This window comes from Mesorhizobium sp. M0751 (genome assembly GCF_040320265.1).
Classification (GTDB): Bacteria; Pseudomonadota; Alphaproteobacteria; order Rhizobiales; family Rhizobiaceae; genus Mesorhizobium.
On sequence record NZ_JAMYPH010000002.1, the window covers coordinates 431,900 to 446,079 of the forward strand.

The 14,180-nt window shown below is 64.1% G+C and carries 15 protein-coding genes; 7 read left to right on the forward strand and 8 right to left on the reverse strand.

Features of this window, described 5'->3' with window-relative positions; genetic code table 11:
- The first annotated feature begins 51 nt into the window (after positions 1 to 51).
- Genes NKI19_RS04775 through NKI19_RS04800 form a run of 6 tightly spaced genes read left to right on the forward strand, consistent with a single transcriptional unit; the run spans position 52 to position 4,889 of the window.
- Positions 52 to 894, forward strand: a complete 843-nt coding sequence (locus NKI19_RS04775; RefSeq protein ID WP_352492238.1) for an ABC transporter permease — start codon at positions 52 to 54, stop codon at positions 892 to 894.
- Positions 891 to 1,688: an ABC transporter permease gene (locus tag NKI19_RS04780; protein WP_352492239.1), complete on the forward strand. Its 798-nt coding sequence runs from the start codon at positions 891 to 893 to the stop codon at positions 1,686 to 1,688. Before NKI19_RS04775 ends, NKI19_RS04780 begins: the two co-directional genes overlap by 4 nt.
- Before the next feature lie 43 nt (positions 1,689 to 1,731).
- Positions 1,732 to 2,739, forward strand: a complete 1,008-nt coding sequence (locus tag NKI19_RS04785; protein WP_352492240.1) for a dimethylarginine dimethylaminohydrolase family protein — start codon at positions 1,732 to 1,734, stop codon at positions 2,737 to 2,739.
- Between the two features lie 47 nt (positions 2,740 to 2,786).
- The gene (locus NKI19_RS04790) at positions 2,787 to 3,866 is read left to right on the forward strand and encodes an ABC transporter ATP-binding protein (protein ID WP_352492241.1); all 1,080 of its coding nucleotides are present in this window, start codon (positions 2,787 to 2,789) and stop codon (positions 3,864 to 3,866) included.
- 17 nt (positions 3,867 to 3,883) lie between these two features.
- Complete coding sequence (locus NKI19_RS04795; protein ID WP_352492242.1) at positions 3,884 to 4,558, forward strand: cysteine hydrolase family protein; 675 nt, start codon at positions 3,884 to 3,886, stop codon at positions 4,556 to 4,558.
- A 1-nt stretch (position 4,559) separates the two neighbouring features.
- The gene (locus NKI19_RS04800) at positions 4,560 to 4,889 is read left to right on the forward strand and encodes a GYD domain-containing protein (protein WP_352492243.1); all 330 of its coding nucleotides are present in this window, start codon (positions 4,560 to 4,562) and stop codon (positions 4,887 to 4,889) included.
- 15 nt (positions 4,890 to 4,904) lie between these two features.
- On the opposite strand, the gene NKI19_RS04805 is transcribed toward NKI19_RS04800, so the two are convergent.
- On the reverse strand, positions 4,905 to 5,870 hold the full coding sequence (locus tag NKI19_RS04805) for an LLM class flavin-dependent oxidoreductase (protein WP_352492244.1): 966 nt from the start codon (positions 5,868 to 5,870) through the stop codon (positions 4,905 to 4,907).
- 130 nt (positions 5,871 to 6,000) lie between these two features.
- Positions 6,001 to 6,156 carry a hypothetical protein gene (locus NKI19_RS04810; RefSeq protein WP_023678176.1) on the reverse strand — a complete coding sequence of 52 codons (156 nt, stop codon included), beginning with the start codon at positions 6,154 to 6,156 and terminating at the stop codon, positions 6,001 to 6,003.
- A 266-nt stretch (positions 6,157 to 6,422) separates the two neighbouring features.
- Here NKI19_RS04810 and NKI19_RS04815 point away from each other — a divergent pair, with 266 nt between their 5' ends.
- Positions 6,423 to 7,190: an SDR family NAD(P)-dependent oxidoreductase gene (locus tag NKI19_RS04815; RefSeq protein WP_352492245.1), complete on the forward strand. Its 768-nt coding sequence runs from the start codon at positions 6,423 to 6,425 to the stop codon at positions 7,188 to 7,190.
- Positions 7,191 to 7,204: 14 nt separating this feature from the next.
- On the opposite strand, the gene NKI19_RS04820 is transcribed toward NKI19_RS04815, so the two are convergent.
- From NKI19_RS04820 to NKI19_RS04845, 6 genes are all read right to left on the reverse strand, one after another.
- Positions 7,205 to 8,149, reverse strand: a complete 945-nt coding sequence (locus NKI19_RS04820; RefSeq protein WP_352492246.1) for an ABC transporter permease — start codon at positions 8,147 to 8,149, stop codon at positions 7,205 to 7,207.
- Complete coding sequence (locus NKI19_RS04825; RefSeq protein WP_352492247.1) at positions 8,146 to 9,201, reverse strand: ABC transporter permease; 1,056 nt, start codon at positions 9,199 to 9,201, stop codon at positions 8,146 to 8,148. Before NKI19_RS04825 ends, NKI19_RS04820 begins: the two co-directional genes overlap by 4 nt.
- Positions 9,201 to 10,691 (reverse strand): ABC transporter ATP-binding protein, encoded by a 1,491-nt coding sequence (locus NKI19_RS04830; RefSeq protein WP_502899238.1) that lies wholly within the window; start codon positions 10,689 to 10,691, stop codon positions 9,201 to 9,203. The genes NKI19_RS04825 and NKI19_RS04830 overlap by 1 nt, the downstream gene beginning before the upstream one ends.
- A 205-nt stretch (positions 10,692 to 10,896) precedes the next feature.
- Positions 10,897 to 11,928 (reverse strand): BMP family protein, encoded by a 1,032-nt coding sequence (locus tag NKI19_RS04835; RefSeq protein ID WP_352451297.1) that lies wholly within the window; start codon positions 11,926 to 11,928, stop codon positions 10,897 to 10,899.
- A 152-nt stretch (positions 11,929 to 12,080) separates the two neighbouring features.
- Entirely contained in the window at positions 12,081 to 13,286 is a 1,206-nt protein-coding gene (gene pcaF / locus NKI19_RS04840; protein ID WP_352564740.1) for a 3-oxoadipyl-CoA thiolase, read from the reverse strand.
- A gap of 127 nt (positions 13,287 to 13,413) precedes the next feature.
- Complete coding sequence (locus NKI19_RS04845) at positions 13,414 to 14,175, reverse strand: SDR family NAD(P)-dependent oxidoreductase (protein ID WP_352492249.1); 762 nt, start codon at positions 14,173 to 14,175, stop codon at positions 13,414 to 13,416.
- Positions 14,176 to 14,180: the final 5 nt, after the last annotated feature.

Below are 14,180 nucleotides of genomic sequence, written 5' to 3' on the forward strand. Positions count from 1 at the left end.
CGAGCCAACAAGGAAAGGGCCGCCCCCGGCAAAGTTGGCGGCCTATGTCCGATGCGAAATTTCAAAACAACAGCTTTGCTGCTGACGGTTCCCGCCAGCCTGGTGGCAATCGGCCTGTATGCGGCGCCGATCCTGCAGGTTCTGGCGTTGAGCCTGACCGAGCCGAAGCTCGGCCTTGCCAACTACCAGAACCTGTTCGCCAACGCAGCGGTCGGCCGCGTCGTCATGACGACGCTCAAAGTGTCCGTCATGACGACGGTGATGACGGTGCTGGCAAGCTATGTCGTCGCCTTCGCCATCATCCATATGTCGGCGGGCTGGCGCCGCATCTCGCTGTTCCTGGTGCTAGTGCCGTTCTGGATATCGGTGCTGGTCAGGGCGTTTTCCTGGATCACCATCCTGCGCCGGCGGGGCGTCCTCAACAGCGCCTTGATGGATATGGGCGTGATCTCGACGCCGCTCGACCTCGTCTACAATCTTTTCGGCGTCACCATCGGCATGGTGCACTATATGATGCCGTTCGCCATCCTGCTGCTCTATGCCAATCTGTCCGATATCGACCGCCGCATCATGCAGGCGGCACGCTCGCTGGGCGCGCGTCCGGCAACGATCTTCTGGCGCGTCTGGCTGCCGCTAAGCCTGCCCGGCATCGCGTTGGCGACACTGTTCGTCTTCGTTTTCTCGCTTGGCTTTCTGGTGACGCCGGCCCTGCTCGGCGCCGGCAAGACCCTGATGATCGCCGAATATATCTCTGTGCAGATCTCGAGCACCTCGCGCTGGGATCTAGCGACATCGCTGTCGACCATGCTGCTTCTGGTGGTCGGCATCATCGTCTTTGCCGCCATGCGCAGTCCGGCGCTGCGCGCCGCCTTCGTCGCCAGGCCGCAGCAATGAAGCCGCGGCGCATCCTCGAGATCGGACTGCCGCGCCTTGTGGCATGGTGCTTGCTCGGCTTCCTGTTCGTACCGATCCTGGTGGTGATCCCGGTCGCATTGACCGACCGCGATTATCTGTCGTTGCCGCAGGACGGCATTTCGATGGAGCATTTCGCGGCGCTCGCCGACTGGAGTAAGGGTTGGCTACCCAGCATGCTGACCAGTGCCGGTATCGCGCTTGCCTGCGCTGCGATCGCCACCGCGCTCGGCGTCGCTTTCGCCGTCGGCGCCTGGGTGGCAGGAGGCTGGTGGTCATCCCTAATGCGCATACTTCTGCTGTCGCCGATGATCGTGCCGCCGATCATATACGCCGTCGGCATGGTCAAGCTGTGGGCGCGTCTGTCGCTGCTCGACAGCTATACGGGCGTTATCCTTGTACATGTCGTGCTGGCCTTGCCGTTGACCGTGCTGGCGATCGGTGCCTCGCTGTCCAATCTCGATCAGAAGCTGGTACAGGCTGCCAGAAGCCTCGGCGCCAGGCCGATGACCGTGTTCGGCAAGGTGATCTTGCCGAACATCGTGCCTGGCGTTGCCGCGGGCGCGCTGCTCGCCTTCGTCGCCTCCTGGGACGAGATCACGGTGACGCTTTTCATCACCGGGCGCGCCGTCGTCACGTTGCCACGCCGCATCTGGACCAGCATCCAGGATGCGGTCGATCCGGCGCTGGCGGCGATAGCCACCGTCCTGCTCGTCATAACGGTGCTGGCGCTTGCCGCACGCGCGCTGGCCGCACGCCGACAACGGAAATCCTAGTTCAAGCCCCGGTCGCCGGGAACAATCGAGGAAAGGAAGACCAATGAGCACCGCAATGAGCGACAACGAGTACCGGGAGAATAAGTTCTTCAGCATATTCGGCTCCGTCCCTGAGCCGGGCTTCGATACGGCTGAGGAGCAGATCCCGGTATGGGGGCGCCATTGGGGCTGTTCGAACGATGTCGGCCGCTTGCGTGCCGTCCTGATGCACCGACCCGGCGACGAGCTCTCCGTCGTCGAAAACAAGCCGATGCCCGAAGTCGGCGGCTTCGGCGATCCGGAGAAAGGCTGGTACTGGATGGGCCGCACAATGCCCGATTTGCCCGCCATGCAGCGCGCCCATGACGAGTTCACCAATTTGCTGCGTGCGGAAGGCGTCGACGTCATTCTCGTTGACAGGGCCGCTCCCGGAGCGATGAAGCAGATCTATACGCGCGACAGCGTCATCGGCGTCCCGGGCGGCGCCATCGTCACGCGCCTGGCGCGGCGGGTGCGCCGCGGCGAGGAACTGCCGGTGACCCGGGCGTTGGCCAAGGCCGGCTGCCCGATCCTCGGCACCATCCACGGCTCCGCCGTCTTCGAAGGCGGCGGCTTTGCCTTCATCGATTCCAAAACCGCCGTCTGCACCGTCAGCATCGCCTGCAACCCGGAAGGCGTGCGGCAGGTCGAAAGCATCCTCGCCGGGTTGGGCGTGGAGCTGATCAAGGTGCCTATGCCCGGATACCGCATTCACATCGACGGCGCCTTCATCATGGTCGATGTCGAGACAGCGATCGTCAACGTCAACGAACTGCCCTATCCATTCATCGAATATCTGCAGAAGCGCGGCATCAAAATGATCGAACTGCCCCCGGAAGACAGCGCCATGTCGCTCAACTGCCTGGCCGTCGCGCCGGGGCGCGTGATCATGCATGGCAGCCGCTCGCAGCGTCTGTCGGATCGGCTCGACGCCGCCGGCATCACGGTGCTGACCTGCAACTACGAGCCGGTCGAGCTGGGCGGCGGTGGCCTGCATTGCTCGACCGCGCCGCTGATCAGGGACCCGATCTGATGGTTCTGAACTGACATGGCCCCGAACTGACATGGCGCTGGTCTGACATGGCATTGCTGGTCATCGACGATCTGACAAAGACCTATGACAAGGTCACCGCATTGACCGGGATCAACCTTTCGGTCGAAGCGGGAGAGTTCGTCACTTTGCTCGGGCCATCCGGGTCCGGCAAGACGACCTTGCTGATGTCGCTGGCCGGCTTCACCACGCCGACCAAAGGGGCGATTCGCCTCGATGGCACGGACATAACCCACGTCGACCCCGAGGACCGCAATTTCGGCTTCGTCTTCCAGGGTTATGCGCTGTTCCCGCATCTCACGGTCGCCAACAACATCGCCTTCTCGCTTCGCGTCCGCAAATGGGACAAGGCGAAGATAGCCGCACGGGTCGCCGAGATGCTGTCGCTGGTCGGCCTCGACAATCTTGCCGAGCGCAAGCCGCGCGAATTGTCCGGCGGCCAGCAGCAGCGCGTCGCCATAGCCCGCGCCCTGGCCTTCGGGCCGCGGATCCTGCTTCTGGACGAGCCGCTTTCGGCGCTCGACCGTATGCTGCGCGAAGCGATGCAAAAGGAGTTGAAGCGGCTGCATCGCGAGACCGGGGTGACGTTCGTCTACGTCACCCACGACCAGGAAGAGGCGATCGCAATGTCCGACCGGATTGCGGTGTTCAACCACGGCCGGATCGTTGAAGTCGGGCCGCCGCGCGAGCTCTACAAGAAACCCTCGACGCGTTTTGTCGCCGGCTTCCTGGGCGAAAACAACTTCTTGTCGGGGCGCTGCGCCGACGACGACGAAACGATCATCGAGGCGTTCGGCACGCGCTTCGGGTTTCCGAAGGGAAAGGGCCGCCGCGAGCGGCCCGGCGATATCCTGACTGTGTGGGTGCGGCCCGAGGACATCCGCATTGGCCAGGCAACGGGTGACGAGATCGGCTTTCGGGCGACGGTGGTCGAGAATTCCTTTGTCGGCGCGCTTGAACGCATCCTGCTCAGGACGGCGGCGGGCGAAGAGATGGTCGCGACGCTGCGCTCGGAAGCGGCTATCGCCGCTGCGCCCGGACAGGTCGTCGATTGCCGCATACATCCCTCCGCCATCGGCGTCCTGCCGAACGAAGCCTCGATATCCTGAATTCTACGAGAACCAACATGATCAAGGCAGAACCGTTCGACTTTCCCTATGACGGCAGGCTGATTGCCGAGACCACAGCGCTCATCGTCATTGATCTGCAGGAGGATTTCCTGTCGACGACAGGCTATTTCGCCAGACAGGGCTACGATCCTGGCCCGCTGCGGGCCATTCTGCCGACTGTGAACCGTCTGATCGCGGCCGCGCGGGCGGCCGGCCTCAGGATCATCCACACCAGGCAAGGCTATCGGGCGGATATGGCCGACATGACGCCCTATGAGAAATGGCGGCGCAAGCGGGCAGGCCTCGAAGGAACCGAAATTCTGCTGCGTTCGAGCCCCGGCTTCCAGATCGTTGCCGAGATCGAGGTGGCGCCTGAGGACATCGTCATCGACAAAACCTGCAACGGTGCCTTCACCTACACGGATTTCGAGCATGTGCTGCGCGCGCAAGGCATCACGCATCTCCTGTTTTCGGGATGCACGACCGACGTCTGCGTGCACACGACCTTGCGCGAGGCCTGTGACCGCAATTTCCAGTGCCTGACCATCTCGGATGCCTGCGCCAGCGGCGACAGATATGCGCATGAGGCCGCGCTGCACATGGTGACGGTCGAAAACGGCATCTTCGGCGCGCTGACCGATTCGACCGCCGTCATTGCGGCACTGTCGCAATTACCCGGCAAGGGGCGCTGATATGTCCGAGGAGACTAGCAACAAGGTGGCGACCAAGCGCCTGTACGTGTCGCTGATGCGGCTGACCGATAAAGGGCTGGCAGAGCTGGCCGGCAGCCCCGATCGCAGAAAGGTCAGCGAGGAGCGCGTTGCAGCACTCGGCGGACGGTCGGTCGCCTTCTATGCCACCCTCGGCGCCTATGATTTCGTCCAGGTCTTCGAAATGCCTGATAACGAAGCCATGCTGCAATATGTACTGACGGCCCGGCGCGATGGTTTCGTCGAGCCGCTGATCCTGCCGGCATTCGACCCGTCGGCCTTCGGCGCAATTGTCGAGCGGGTCTTGAAATGACGCGGTAGCCCTGCCTCAGGAGGGAGCGCGCGCTTCTCCTGTCGCGCGTGACGCAAACGCCCCCGGCTGAGGGACATCGGCCTCGCGCCGTGCCAGCGAATTGCGCAGCAGTGCGATCGCCTCGCGGCCGGCGGTCGCAATCTCGCGTGGCCTGTCGACGCCGACGATCATGAACTCCTTGATCCCCAAAGCGGCGTGGGAAAGCAGCGACAGCGCGACCTGCGCCGGCGGCCCGGCAAGTTCGAGCGCCTTCTGGCAGGAAGCGGCCGGCCTATCTTCCGAACGGATTCGGTCTTCCGTACGGATTCGGACGGGAAGCGCGAAACGCAGCTTGCCGGCCCGGCCGTGTTCGGCGGCGGCGCCGCGTACGCGCTCCATTGACTGGCGGATTTCTGCAAGCGAGCCCGGCGCCAGCTCGAACACGTCCGCATGCCTGCCCGCGACCCTGAGCGCAGTGCCCGACTGCCCGCCCATGCGGATGGTCACATCGGCACCATGCGGCCCCTTGCGCGGCACATAGCCGCCTTTGATGCTGTAAAAGGTGCCTTCATGATCGAACGGCATGTCGTTTGACCACAACCGCTTCAGCAGCACCAGATATTCGTCGATGCGTTGCCAGATCACTGTGTGGCCGGCGGGACGTGTCTCGGCATCGTCGTCGCTCAGCGGCTCACTGAGCATCCTGAGCGACAGCCGGCCACCGCTTCTCTGGTCGAGAGCAGCGAGCTGCCGCGCCGCCACGGTTGGTTCGATCACGCCCGCCCAATGCGTTAGCACGACTTCGAGGGAGGAGGTCCGGTCCAGCGTCTGGGCGGCAAGGTCCATATTGGTCAGCAGTCCGGCCTGGTCGTCGATGACGATCCTCTGGAATCCGGCATCCTCGATCAGTGACAGCTTCGTCGCGGTCTCGACAAAGTCGTAGAAAAAGCTGGCGTCGGCGGCGTGGATCTTACCGGGAACATGCGTGAACTCGATCGGCATTGCCATCTCCTCCATCACGTTGGAATCAGGGCGCGCAAAAGCGCACCGGCATTCGGTTCATCAACTCCGGAATTTCTGCAAACGGCAGGCCGCTACCCCAAGGAAGCCTCGACGATCAAAGCCTCAATAATCAGGGGATCAGCCCCAGTACCACTGCCCCGGTGAATACAAACGCAAGGGCAAAGACGAGATACGCGAAAGCGCCGGCATAGGCCGGCCGCCACACCTGGTCGGAACCCAGCCTTTGGCCTTTGCGGGCAGTCTGAGCGTTCTGGCTATAGGACATATCGACCTCCGTCTCGGCGCTTAATCTATAAAATCAGTAGACTTTGTCAAGTGCTATTTTCGCCCGATCCTTAGAACAATTTTCTCCAAACGGCGGGCAAATTAGTGCTTTTACTGCTTAGCGCTGCCTTTTGAGGCACGCCGGGGTAGCGGCAGAAAACGTCAGGTCCATGTGTCTGTGGCTCCTTGGCCATCCCATGGATGCGGGATAGCATCGCTGCTTCAGCGGAAAGCCGCGACGTCGCGACAAAGCAGCAGGAGCAAAACATGGGCACAAGACTGGCCGGCAAGGTCGCCATCATTTCGGGCGGCGCGACGGGAATGGGCGGTGCGGCCTCGGAGCTTTTCGCGGCCGAGGGCGCCAAGGTGGCGATCATCGACCGCAACGGCGAAGCCGCCGCCGCCACCGCAGCGGCAATCAGGCAACGCGGCCATGTCGCCGAACATTGGGTCGCCGACGTATCGGATGAGGCGCAGGTCGAAGCGGCGGTGACGGGCGTGATGGAAAAATTCGGCCCGGTCACGGTTCTGTTCAATCACGCCGGCACCATCGTTATCAAACCCTTCCTGGAGACCACGCTGCAGGAATGGGACTGGCTGCATGCCGTCAATGTGCGTTCGATGTTCCTGATGACGCGCGCCGTGTTGCCCGGCATGATCGCCGCCGGCGGCGGTTCCATCGTCTGCACTTCGTCGATCTCGGCGGTGGCGGCGACGCCGATGGAGGTGCTTTACGACACCACCAAGGGCGCCTGTCACATGTTCGCGCGTGCCATTGCCGTCGAATTCCGCGACCGCAACATCCGCTGCAATGCGGTCTGTCCAGGCTTCATCAGGACACCGCACGGCCTGCGCGAGGTCGCCGATCTCGACAAACTCGGCGTCGATGTCTCCGAAGCGGCAATGGCCGCGCGGCAAGGACGGATCGGCGAGCCGGAAGAGGTGGCGAAGGCAGCCCTGTTCCTGGCCAGCGACGAGGCCAGCTTCGTCAACGGCGCCCATCTGTTCGTCGACAACGGCTTTACCGCTATGTGAGAGGCGAAGCGCCGCTACCGCTCTTCGCGCCGGAATGGCTTGAGCAGCGCCGACGGGGCCACCGCATTGCGCGACATCACCGCCATGGCGACGATGGTGAAGATGAACGGCAGCATCAGGAACGCCTCGTAGGGGATATGGCCAAGCCCGCTCGCCTGCATGCGCAACTGCAAGGCGTCGACGAAGGCAAACAGCAGTGCAGCACCTGCCGATCGCCACGGATCCCAGCGGCCGAAAACGACGAGCGCGATTGCCACCCAGCCACGCCCCGAAACCACGCCGAAGGTGAACGCGTTGAACTGCGCCATCGACAGGAAGGCACCGGCCAGCCCCATCAAGGCACCGCCGAGGATCACCCCCTGGAAGCGCGTAGCGATGACGCTGACGCCGGCCGAATCGGCGGCGCGCGGGTTTTCACCGACCATGCGAACCGACAGGCCCCACGGTGTGCGGTAGAGCACGAAGGCGGCCAGGGGAATAGACAGCATCGCCATGTAGACCAGCGAAAACTGGTTGAACACCGCCGGCCCAAGCACCGGTATGTCGGACAGGATCGGGATCGGCAGCGTCTCGAACCCCTTGATGTTCGGTGGCACCGATTGCTGGCCGAAGATCAGCCGATAGAGGAAGTAAGCAAGACCTGAACTGAACAGCGTCACGCCGATGCCGCAGACATGCTGGCTGAGGCCGAGCGCCACCGTGAACAGCGCGTGCACGGCGCCCATCAGCGCCCCGGTCAGCACGGCGGCGAGCACGCCGAGCCAAAGGCTGCCGCTGAGGCTCGCCGCGGTGAAGCCGGTCATCGCCGACAACAGCATGATGCCTTCGATGCCGAGATTAAGCACGCCGGCGCGCTCGGAGAACATCTCGCCCAGCGTCGCGAAGGCAAGCGGCGTGGCGATGCGGATGATCGCGGCGAGGAAGCCGACCTGGAAGATCTGTTCCAGCACCACGCTCATTTGGCTGTTCCCACGCGGCGGATGCGATAGGCGGTGAACAGCAGCGCCACCAGCATGGCGAGCAGCGCCGTTCCCTGGATGACTTCGCTGAGGAAGGCCGGAACGCCGGTCGCCCGCGACATCGCCTCGGCGCCGGTCATGACGGCAGCAAGGAAGATCGCCGCCGGCACCACGCCGAGCGGATTGAGCCTTGCCAGCATGGCGACGACGATGCCGGAATAGCCATAGCCCGGCGAGATGTCGCTCATTACCTGGAAATGCACGCCGCCGACCTCGCCGACGCCCGCAAGGCCGGCCAATGCGCCGGACAGCAGCGCCGTCGAAATCAGCACCCGCTCGACATTGATGCCGCCATAGCGCGCAGCCTCGGGGTTTTCGCCGGTGACCCTGATGCGGAAGCCGAGCGTAGTGCGCGCGACCACGAACCAGATCAGGGGTGCTGCGACCAGCGCCGCGACGACGCCGAGATGCAGCCGCGTGCCTTCGAGCAGCACCGGAAAATTGGCCGTATCCTCGATCGGCGGCGAGATCGGGTAGCCGCTGAAACTATCCTTCCATGGCCCCTCGATCAGCGCCATCAGTGCGTAGAAAATGACCGAATTGAGCAGCAGCGAACTGACCACGTCATCGACCCTGAATTTCACCCGCAACGTCGCGGGGATCAGGGCGACGGCCGCACCGGCGGCGGCACCCGTCGCCGCCATCAGCAGCATAGCGAGCGGCCCCGGCATCGGAATGGCGCCGACCGCACAGCTCGCCACCGCACCGGCCAGCAATTGTCCTTCGGCGCCGATGTTCCAGAATTTGGCGCGGAAAGCGACCGCCACGGCCAGCCCGGTGAAGATCATCGGGGTGGCACGCACCAGCGTTTCGGTGATGGCATAGCTGTCGCCCAGCGACGCCGAAAACATCACGCCGTAGGCCTCAACGACACCGGCGCCGGCCAATGCGATGAGGCCGCTGCACAGGATCAGCGCCGCCCCGATGGCGAGCAGCGGCAGCGCCAGATTGAACCAGGTGGGCGTTGAGGTGCGGGCCTCGAGACGGAGCATCAGGCCTTCCCCTCCGCCCCGGTCATCATCAACCCAAGTCTGGCGACGCTGGCATCGGCGCTGTCCAGCGTGCCGACGATGCGGCCCTCATACATCACCGCGATACGATCCGAGAGCATCAGCAACTCTTCCAGATCCTCGCCGATGACGATGATGCCGCAGCCCTTGGCGCGCATGTCGAGGAATTTTTCGTGGATGAAGCGCGCGGCGCCGATGTCGAGGCCGCGAGTCGGCTGCGAAACGATCAGCACCTTCGGATCGAAGGCGAGTTCGCGCGCCAGAAGCGCCTTTTGCAGATTGCCGCCGGAAAGCGCCCCGGCGCGCGTCATCGGCCCGGGACAGCGAATGTCATAGGCCTTGATCTGTGCCTCGGCGAAGGCGCGGATCGCATCCGGCTTGAGCAGGCCTTTGCGGCTGAACGCTGCCGTGCCGATGCGCGGCAGAACCATCGAATCGGCAAGCGGCAGATTGGTGACCAGCCCGGTCGTCATACGGTCTTCCGGGATGCGGCCAAGGCCGAGCGCCTGCACCTCGCGCGGCGAGAACCGCGAAACCGTTTTGCCGGCTATGGTCATCTTCCCGGCATCGGGCGCTCGCACGCCGGAAATCACTTCGGCAAGCGCGCGCTGGCCATTGCCGGAGACGCCGGCGATGCCGAGTATCTCGCCGCCACGAACCGATAGCGAAACATCGCGCAGCGCCATGCCGGAATGATGCGATGTCGAGATGCCGCCGAGGGTCAGCACGGCCGCACCGGGCATCGACGGTCCCCTGGCCGGAGGCACGATCTCGTGGCCGCACATCAGCCGCGCCATCTCCGAGGACGTGGTGCTGGCCGGCGCATCGACCCGGCCGGCAACGCGCCCATGCCTGAGCACGACGCAGCGATGCGTCAGTGCCCGCACCTCGTTGAGCTTGTGCGAGATGAAGATGATGCCGAGCCCTTGTGCCGCCATCGAGCGAAGCGCCGAAAACAGTCCGTCGACCTCTGTCGGCGCCAGCACCGCCGTCGGCTCGTCGAGGATCAGCAGCCTTGCGCCGCGAAACAGCGCCTTGACGATTTCCAGCCGCTGCTGCTCGCCGACCGCCAGCGCCGAGACGGGAAGGTCCGGGTCGAGCGTCAGCCCGTGCTGGCGGCCGATCTCGGCGAGCCGTGCCAGCCCGCCGGCGCGGTCGATCCGGCCCGATCTGCCGGGAATGCCGATCAAAAGGTTCTCCAGCACCGAAAGCCGCGATGCGAGATGAAAATGCTGGTGCACCATGCCGATGCCGGCGGCCAGCGCATCGGCCGAACTGTTGATCGCCACCGGCAGGCCCTGCACCAGGATCTCGCCGGCATCGGGCGCATAAGCACCGAACAGCACATTCATCAGCGTCGTCTTGCCGGCGCCGTTTTCGCCGAGCAGCCCGAGGATTTCACCCGGCGCGACGCTGAGATCGACGGCTTCGTTCGCCTTGACGGCGCCGAAGCTCTTGGAGATGCCGCGCATTTCGATGAGAGGGGCAGGCGTTGACAAGGCGGGATCCTGGTGGCGTTGACGCCGATATCCCTCCCCCTTGAGGGGAGGGTGCCGAGCGAAGCGAGGCGGGAGGGGTAACCTCAGCTGCCTCGACTTTTGACTTAAGACGACGGAGCGCGTCGCCGAGGACCCCACCCGGCCCTGCGGGCCACCCTCCCCTCAAGGGGGAGGGATCTCAGTCCGAGACCGGCGTATTCTCATCGACGTCGACGCGGAAATTGCCGTCGAGGATCTCGGCCTTCTTCTTCTCGACCAGTTCCTTGACCTCGGCCGGCAGCGTCTTGTCGAATTTATGGTAGGGCGCGAGGTAGGAGCCGCCCTTGGCCATGCGCGAGAAATCGCCGTAATCCTGCGCGGTGAAGACGCCGGCCTTGACCAGCTTGATCGCCTGCTCGACGGTCGGATACATATCCCAGACCGGCCCGGTGATCACCGTGTCGGGGCCGAGGCTCGACTGGTCCGACATGTTGGAGATGGCGAGGATCTTCTTCTCGGCCGCCGCTTCGATGACGCCGAAGCGCTCGGCATAGATGACGTCGACGCCGGCATCGATCTGGGCGACCGCCGCTTCCTTTGCCTTCGGCGGATCGAAGAACGAGCCGATGAAGGCGACCTTCTTCTTGATGTTGGGATTGACCTCCCTGGCGCCGGCAAAGAAGGCGTTGACCAGCCGGTTCACTTCCGGAATGCCCATCGCCGCGACGGCGCCGATCGTGCCCGATTTCGACATTTTTCCGGCGATCATGCCGGACAGATAGGCCGGCTCGTGGATCCAGTTGTCGAAAACCCCGAAATTCGGCTCGGCCGGCCCGGCGCCGGAGCCGAACAGGAAGGCGGTCTTCGGGAACTGCTTGGCGGTCCTGCGCGACTCGCGCTCGGCGGCGAAGGCATCGCCCAGCACCAGCTCATAGCCGCCCTGCGCATATTCGCGCATGACACGGCTGAAATCGGCGGTCTGCACCTTCTCCGACCATTTGTATTCGATGCCGAGTTCCTTCTCGGCCTTCTGCAGGGCGACGTGGATCTGGTTGTCCCACGGCTCCTCGATCGGCGTGGCGAAGATCGCCGCCACTTTCAGCTTCTTGGTCTTGGCAAAGGCGCTGCCCGGCAGCATCGCCGCCGCCAGGCCGAGCGCGCCCAGCTCCAGCACGTTGCGTCGCGAAAGCCCTTCGCGTTTCGATTGGATTCTGCTCTTCCCGTTGTCCATTGCATGCCCCTCTGATTGGCGCCGTGTCGAGCCGGCTCTCTTCTCTGGAATATCAGCGAAGGAACTATGGAGCGGTGCCCGGCTTTTGTCCACATGGTCAAATTTGAGTGGGCGGAGCGCGCCATCAAATCGCCCGGCAAATCCACCCTTGCTCACAATCTCTCGAGCGCCACCGCAATGCCTTGGCCGACACCGATGCACATGGTGGCGAGGCCGTAGCGGGCGCCGCGTTCGCGCAGCTCCAGCGCCGCCGTGCCTGATATGCGCGCGCCGGACATGCCGAGCGGATGGCCAAGCGCGATGGCGCCGCCATTCGGGTTGACGTGCTCCGCGTCTTCGGCAATGCCGAGTTGGCGCAGCACGGCGATGCCTTGCGAGGCAAAGGCCTCGTTGAGCTCGACGACGTCGAATTGCTGCGGCGTCAGGCCGAGCCGGGCACACAGCTTTTGCGTGGCCGGCACCGGGCCGATGCCCATGATGCGCGGCGCCACTCCGGCGGTGGCACCGCCGAGGATGCGGGCGATCGGCGTCAACCCGTATTTTTTCACGGCGGTTTCCGAGGCGACGACCAGCGCCGCGGCACCATCGTTGACGCCCGACGCATTGCCGGCCGTAACGGTGCCGCCTTGCCGGAACGGCGTCGGCAACTTGGCCAACGCTTCGATCGACGTGCCCCCGCGGGGATGCTCATCTCTGTCGACAACGACCGGATCGCCCTTGCGCTGCGCGATCGTCACCGGAGTGATTTCCTTTGCCAGACGGCCATTGGTTTGTGCGGCGACCGCCTTGTCCTGGCTGCGCACGGCAAACGCATCCTGGTCGGCGCGAGAGACAGCGAACTCTTTCGCCACGTTCTCGCCGGTCTCAGGCATCGAATCGACGCCGTATTGCTTCTTCATCAGCGGATTGACGAAGCGCCAGCCGATCGTGGTGTCGTAAATCTCGGCATTGCGCGAAAACGCGGTTTCCGCCTTCGGCATGACAAACGGAGCACGGCTCATCGATTCGACGCCGCCTGATATCATCAGCTCCGCCTCGCCGGCCTTGATCGCGCGCGCTGCGATGATGACCGCATCCATGCCCGAACCGCAGAGGCGATTGACGGTCGAGCCGGGAACCTCCTTGGGCAGGCCGGCCAGCAGCAGCGCCATGCGTGCCACATTGCGGTTGTCCTCGCCGGCCTGGTTGGCGCAGCCATAGACGACGTCGTCGATAGCAGCCCAATCAATGCCTGGATTGCGCTCGATCAGCGCCTTCAGAGGGATCGCGCCGAGATCGTCGGCACGGACCGCGGACAACGAACCGCCAAAGCGTCCGATCGGCGTGCGTATGTAGTCGCAGATATAGGCCTCGGCCATTACGCAGCCTTCCCTTTTTCCCGGCCCGGCCATGTTGGCCGCATTCTCCTTGAGACGAAAGCACATCTCGCCGCCGGCCGTTAGGCCAAGAGCATATCTTCCGCTCCTACATGCGGGGAGCGGCGGATCAGCCGATGCTTTCACCGCCGTCGATCACCAGCGCCTGGCCGGTCATGAAGGACGAGCGGTCGGAGACGAGGAACAGGATCGCTTCGGCGATTTCCTCCGCGCTGGCCCAGCGCTGCATGGGAATCTTGGTGCGGACATAGTTCTCGATCGCCGCCCGCCCGCCCATCTGCGTGATGAACGGCTCGTTGAAGGGCGTATCGACCCAGCCGGGGCACAGCGCGTTGATGCGGACATTGTGTTTGGCATAGTCGAGCGACATCTGCCGGGTCATCGCCACCACTGCATGTTTTGACGTTGCGTAGGCGATCATTTCGCGGTCGTAGAACACACCCGAATTCGAGGCGGTATTCAGGATCACCCCGCCGCCCTGCGCGATCATCGACGGCATGACCAGCCTGGCCGCGAGGAACTGCGCCCGCACATTGATCCGCCAGGAGGCATCCATGCCGTCGGCGCCGACTTCGGTCAGCGTGCCGCCGACCTGGATCCCGGCATGATTGTGCAGGATGTCGATCCGCCGATGCCGGCCCAGCGTTCCTGCAATGAGCTGCTCGACCGCCGCATCCTGGCCGACATCGGTGGCGACTGCCTCGGCCCGACCGCCGGCCGCACGAATGTCGGAAGCGGTTGCTTCCCCCGCCGCCTGGTCCCTGTCGGCGATCACCACGAGCGCGCCTTCCCTGGCCATTATCATGGCGCCGGCACGCCCGATCCCCGACCCGGCACCCGTCACCATGGCGATGCGATCTTTCAGAATCATTTTTT

What these genes read in the sequence shown, in the direction of transcription:
- NKI19_RS04780 (WP_352492239.1), top strand. Translation starts at nt 891, where the DNA reads ATGAAGCCGCGGCGCATCCTCGAGATCGGACTGCCGCGCCTTGTGGCA.
- NKI19_RS04830 (WP_502899238.1), bottom strand. Translation starts at nt 10,691, where the DNA reads ATGCGCGGCATCTCCAAGAGCTTCGGCGCCGTCAAGGCGAACGAAGCC.
- NKI19_RS04810 (WP_023678176.1), bottom strand. Translation starts at nt 6,156, where the DNA reads ATGTCCTATAGCCAGAACGCTCAGACTGCCCGCAAAGGCCAAAGGCTG.
- NKI19_RS04825 (WP_352492247.1), bottom strand. Translation starts at nt 9,201, where the DNA reads ATGCTCCGTCTCGAGGCCCGCACCTCAACGCCCACCTGGTTCAATCTG.
- pcaF (WP_352564740.1), bottom strand. Translation starts at nt 13,286, where the DNA reads ATGGCCGAGGCCTATATCTGCGACTACATACGCACGCCGATCGGACGC.
- NKI19_RS04805 (WP_352492244.1), bottom strand. Translation starts at nt 5,870, where the DNA reads ATGCCGATCGAGTTCACGCATGTTCCCGGTAAGATCCACGCCGCCGAC.
- NKI19_RS04800 (WP_352492243.1), top strand. Translation starts at nt 4,560, where the DNA reads ATGTCCGAGGAGACTAGCAACAAGGTGGCGACCAAGCGCCTGTACGTG.
- NKI19_RS04820 (WP_352492246.1), bottom strand. Translation starts at nt 8,149, where the DNA reads ATGAGCGTGGTGCTGGAACAGATCTTCCAGGTCGGCTTCCTCGCCGCG.
- NKI19_RS04835 (WP_352451297.1), bottom strand. Translation starts at nt 11,928, where the DNA reads ATGGACAACGGGAAGAGCAGAATCCAATCGAAACGCGAAGGGCTTTCG.
- NKI19_RS04845 (WP_352492249.1), bottom strand. Translation starts at nt 14,175, where the DNA reads ATGATTCTGAAAGATCGCATCGCCATGGTGACGGGTGCCGGGTCGGGG.
- NKI19_RS04815 (WP_352492245.1), top strand. Translation starts at nt 6,423, where the DNA reads ATGGGCACAAGACTGGCCGGCAAGGTCGCCATCATTTCGGGCGGCGCG.
- NKI19_RS04790 (WP_352492241.1), top strand. Translation starts at nt 2,787, where the DNA reads ATGGCATTGCTGGTCATCGACGATCTGACAAAGACCTATGACAAGGTC.
- NKI19_RS04785 (WP_352492240.1), top strand. Translation starts at nt 1,732, where the DNA reads ATGAGCACCGCAATGAGCGACAACGAGTACCGGGAGAATAAGTTCTTC.
- NKI19_RS04795 (WP_352492242.1), top strand. Translation starts at nt 3,884, where the DNA reads ATGATCAAGGCAGAACCGTTCGACTTTCCCTATGACGGCAGGCTGATT.
- NKI19_RS04775 (WP_352492238.1), top strand. Translation starts at nt 52, where the DNA reads ATGCGAAATTTCAAAACAACAGCTTTGCTGCTGACGGTTCCCGCCAGC.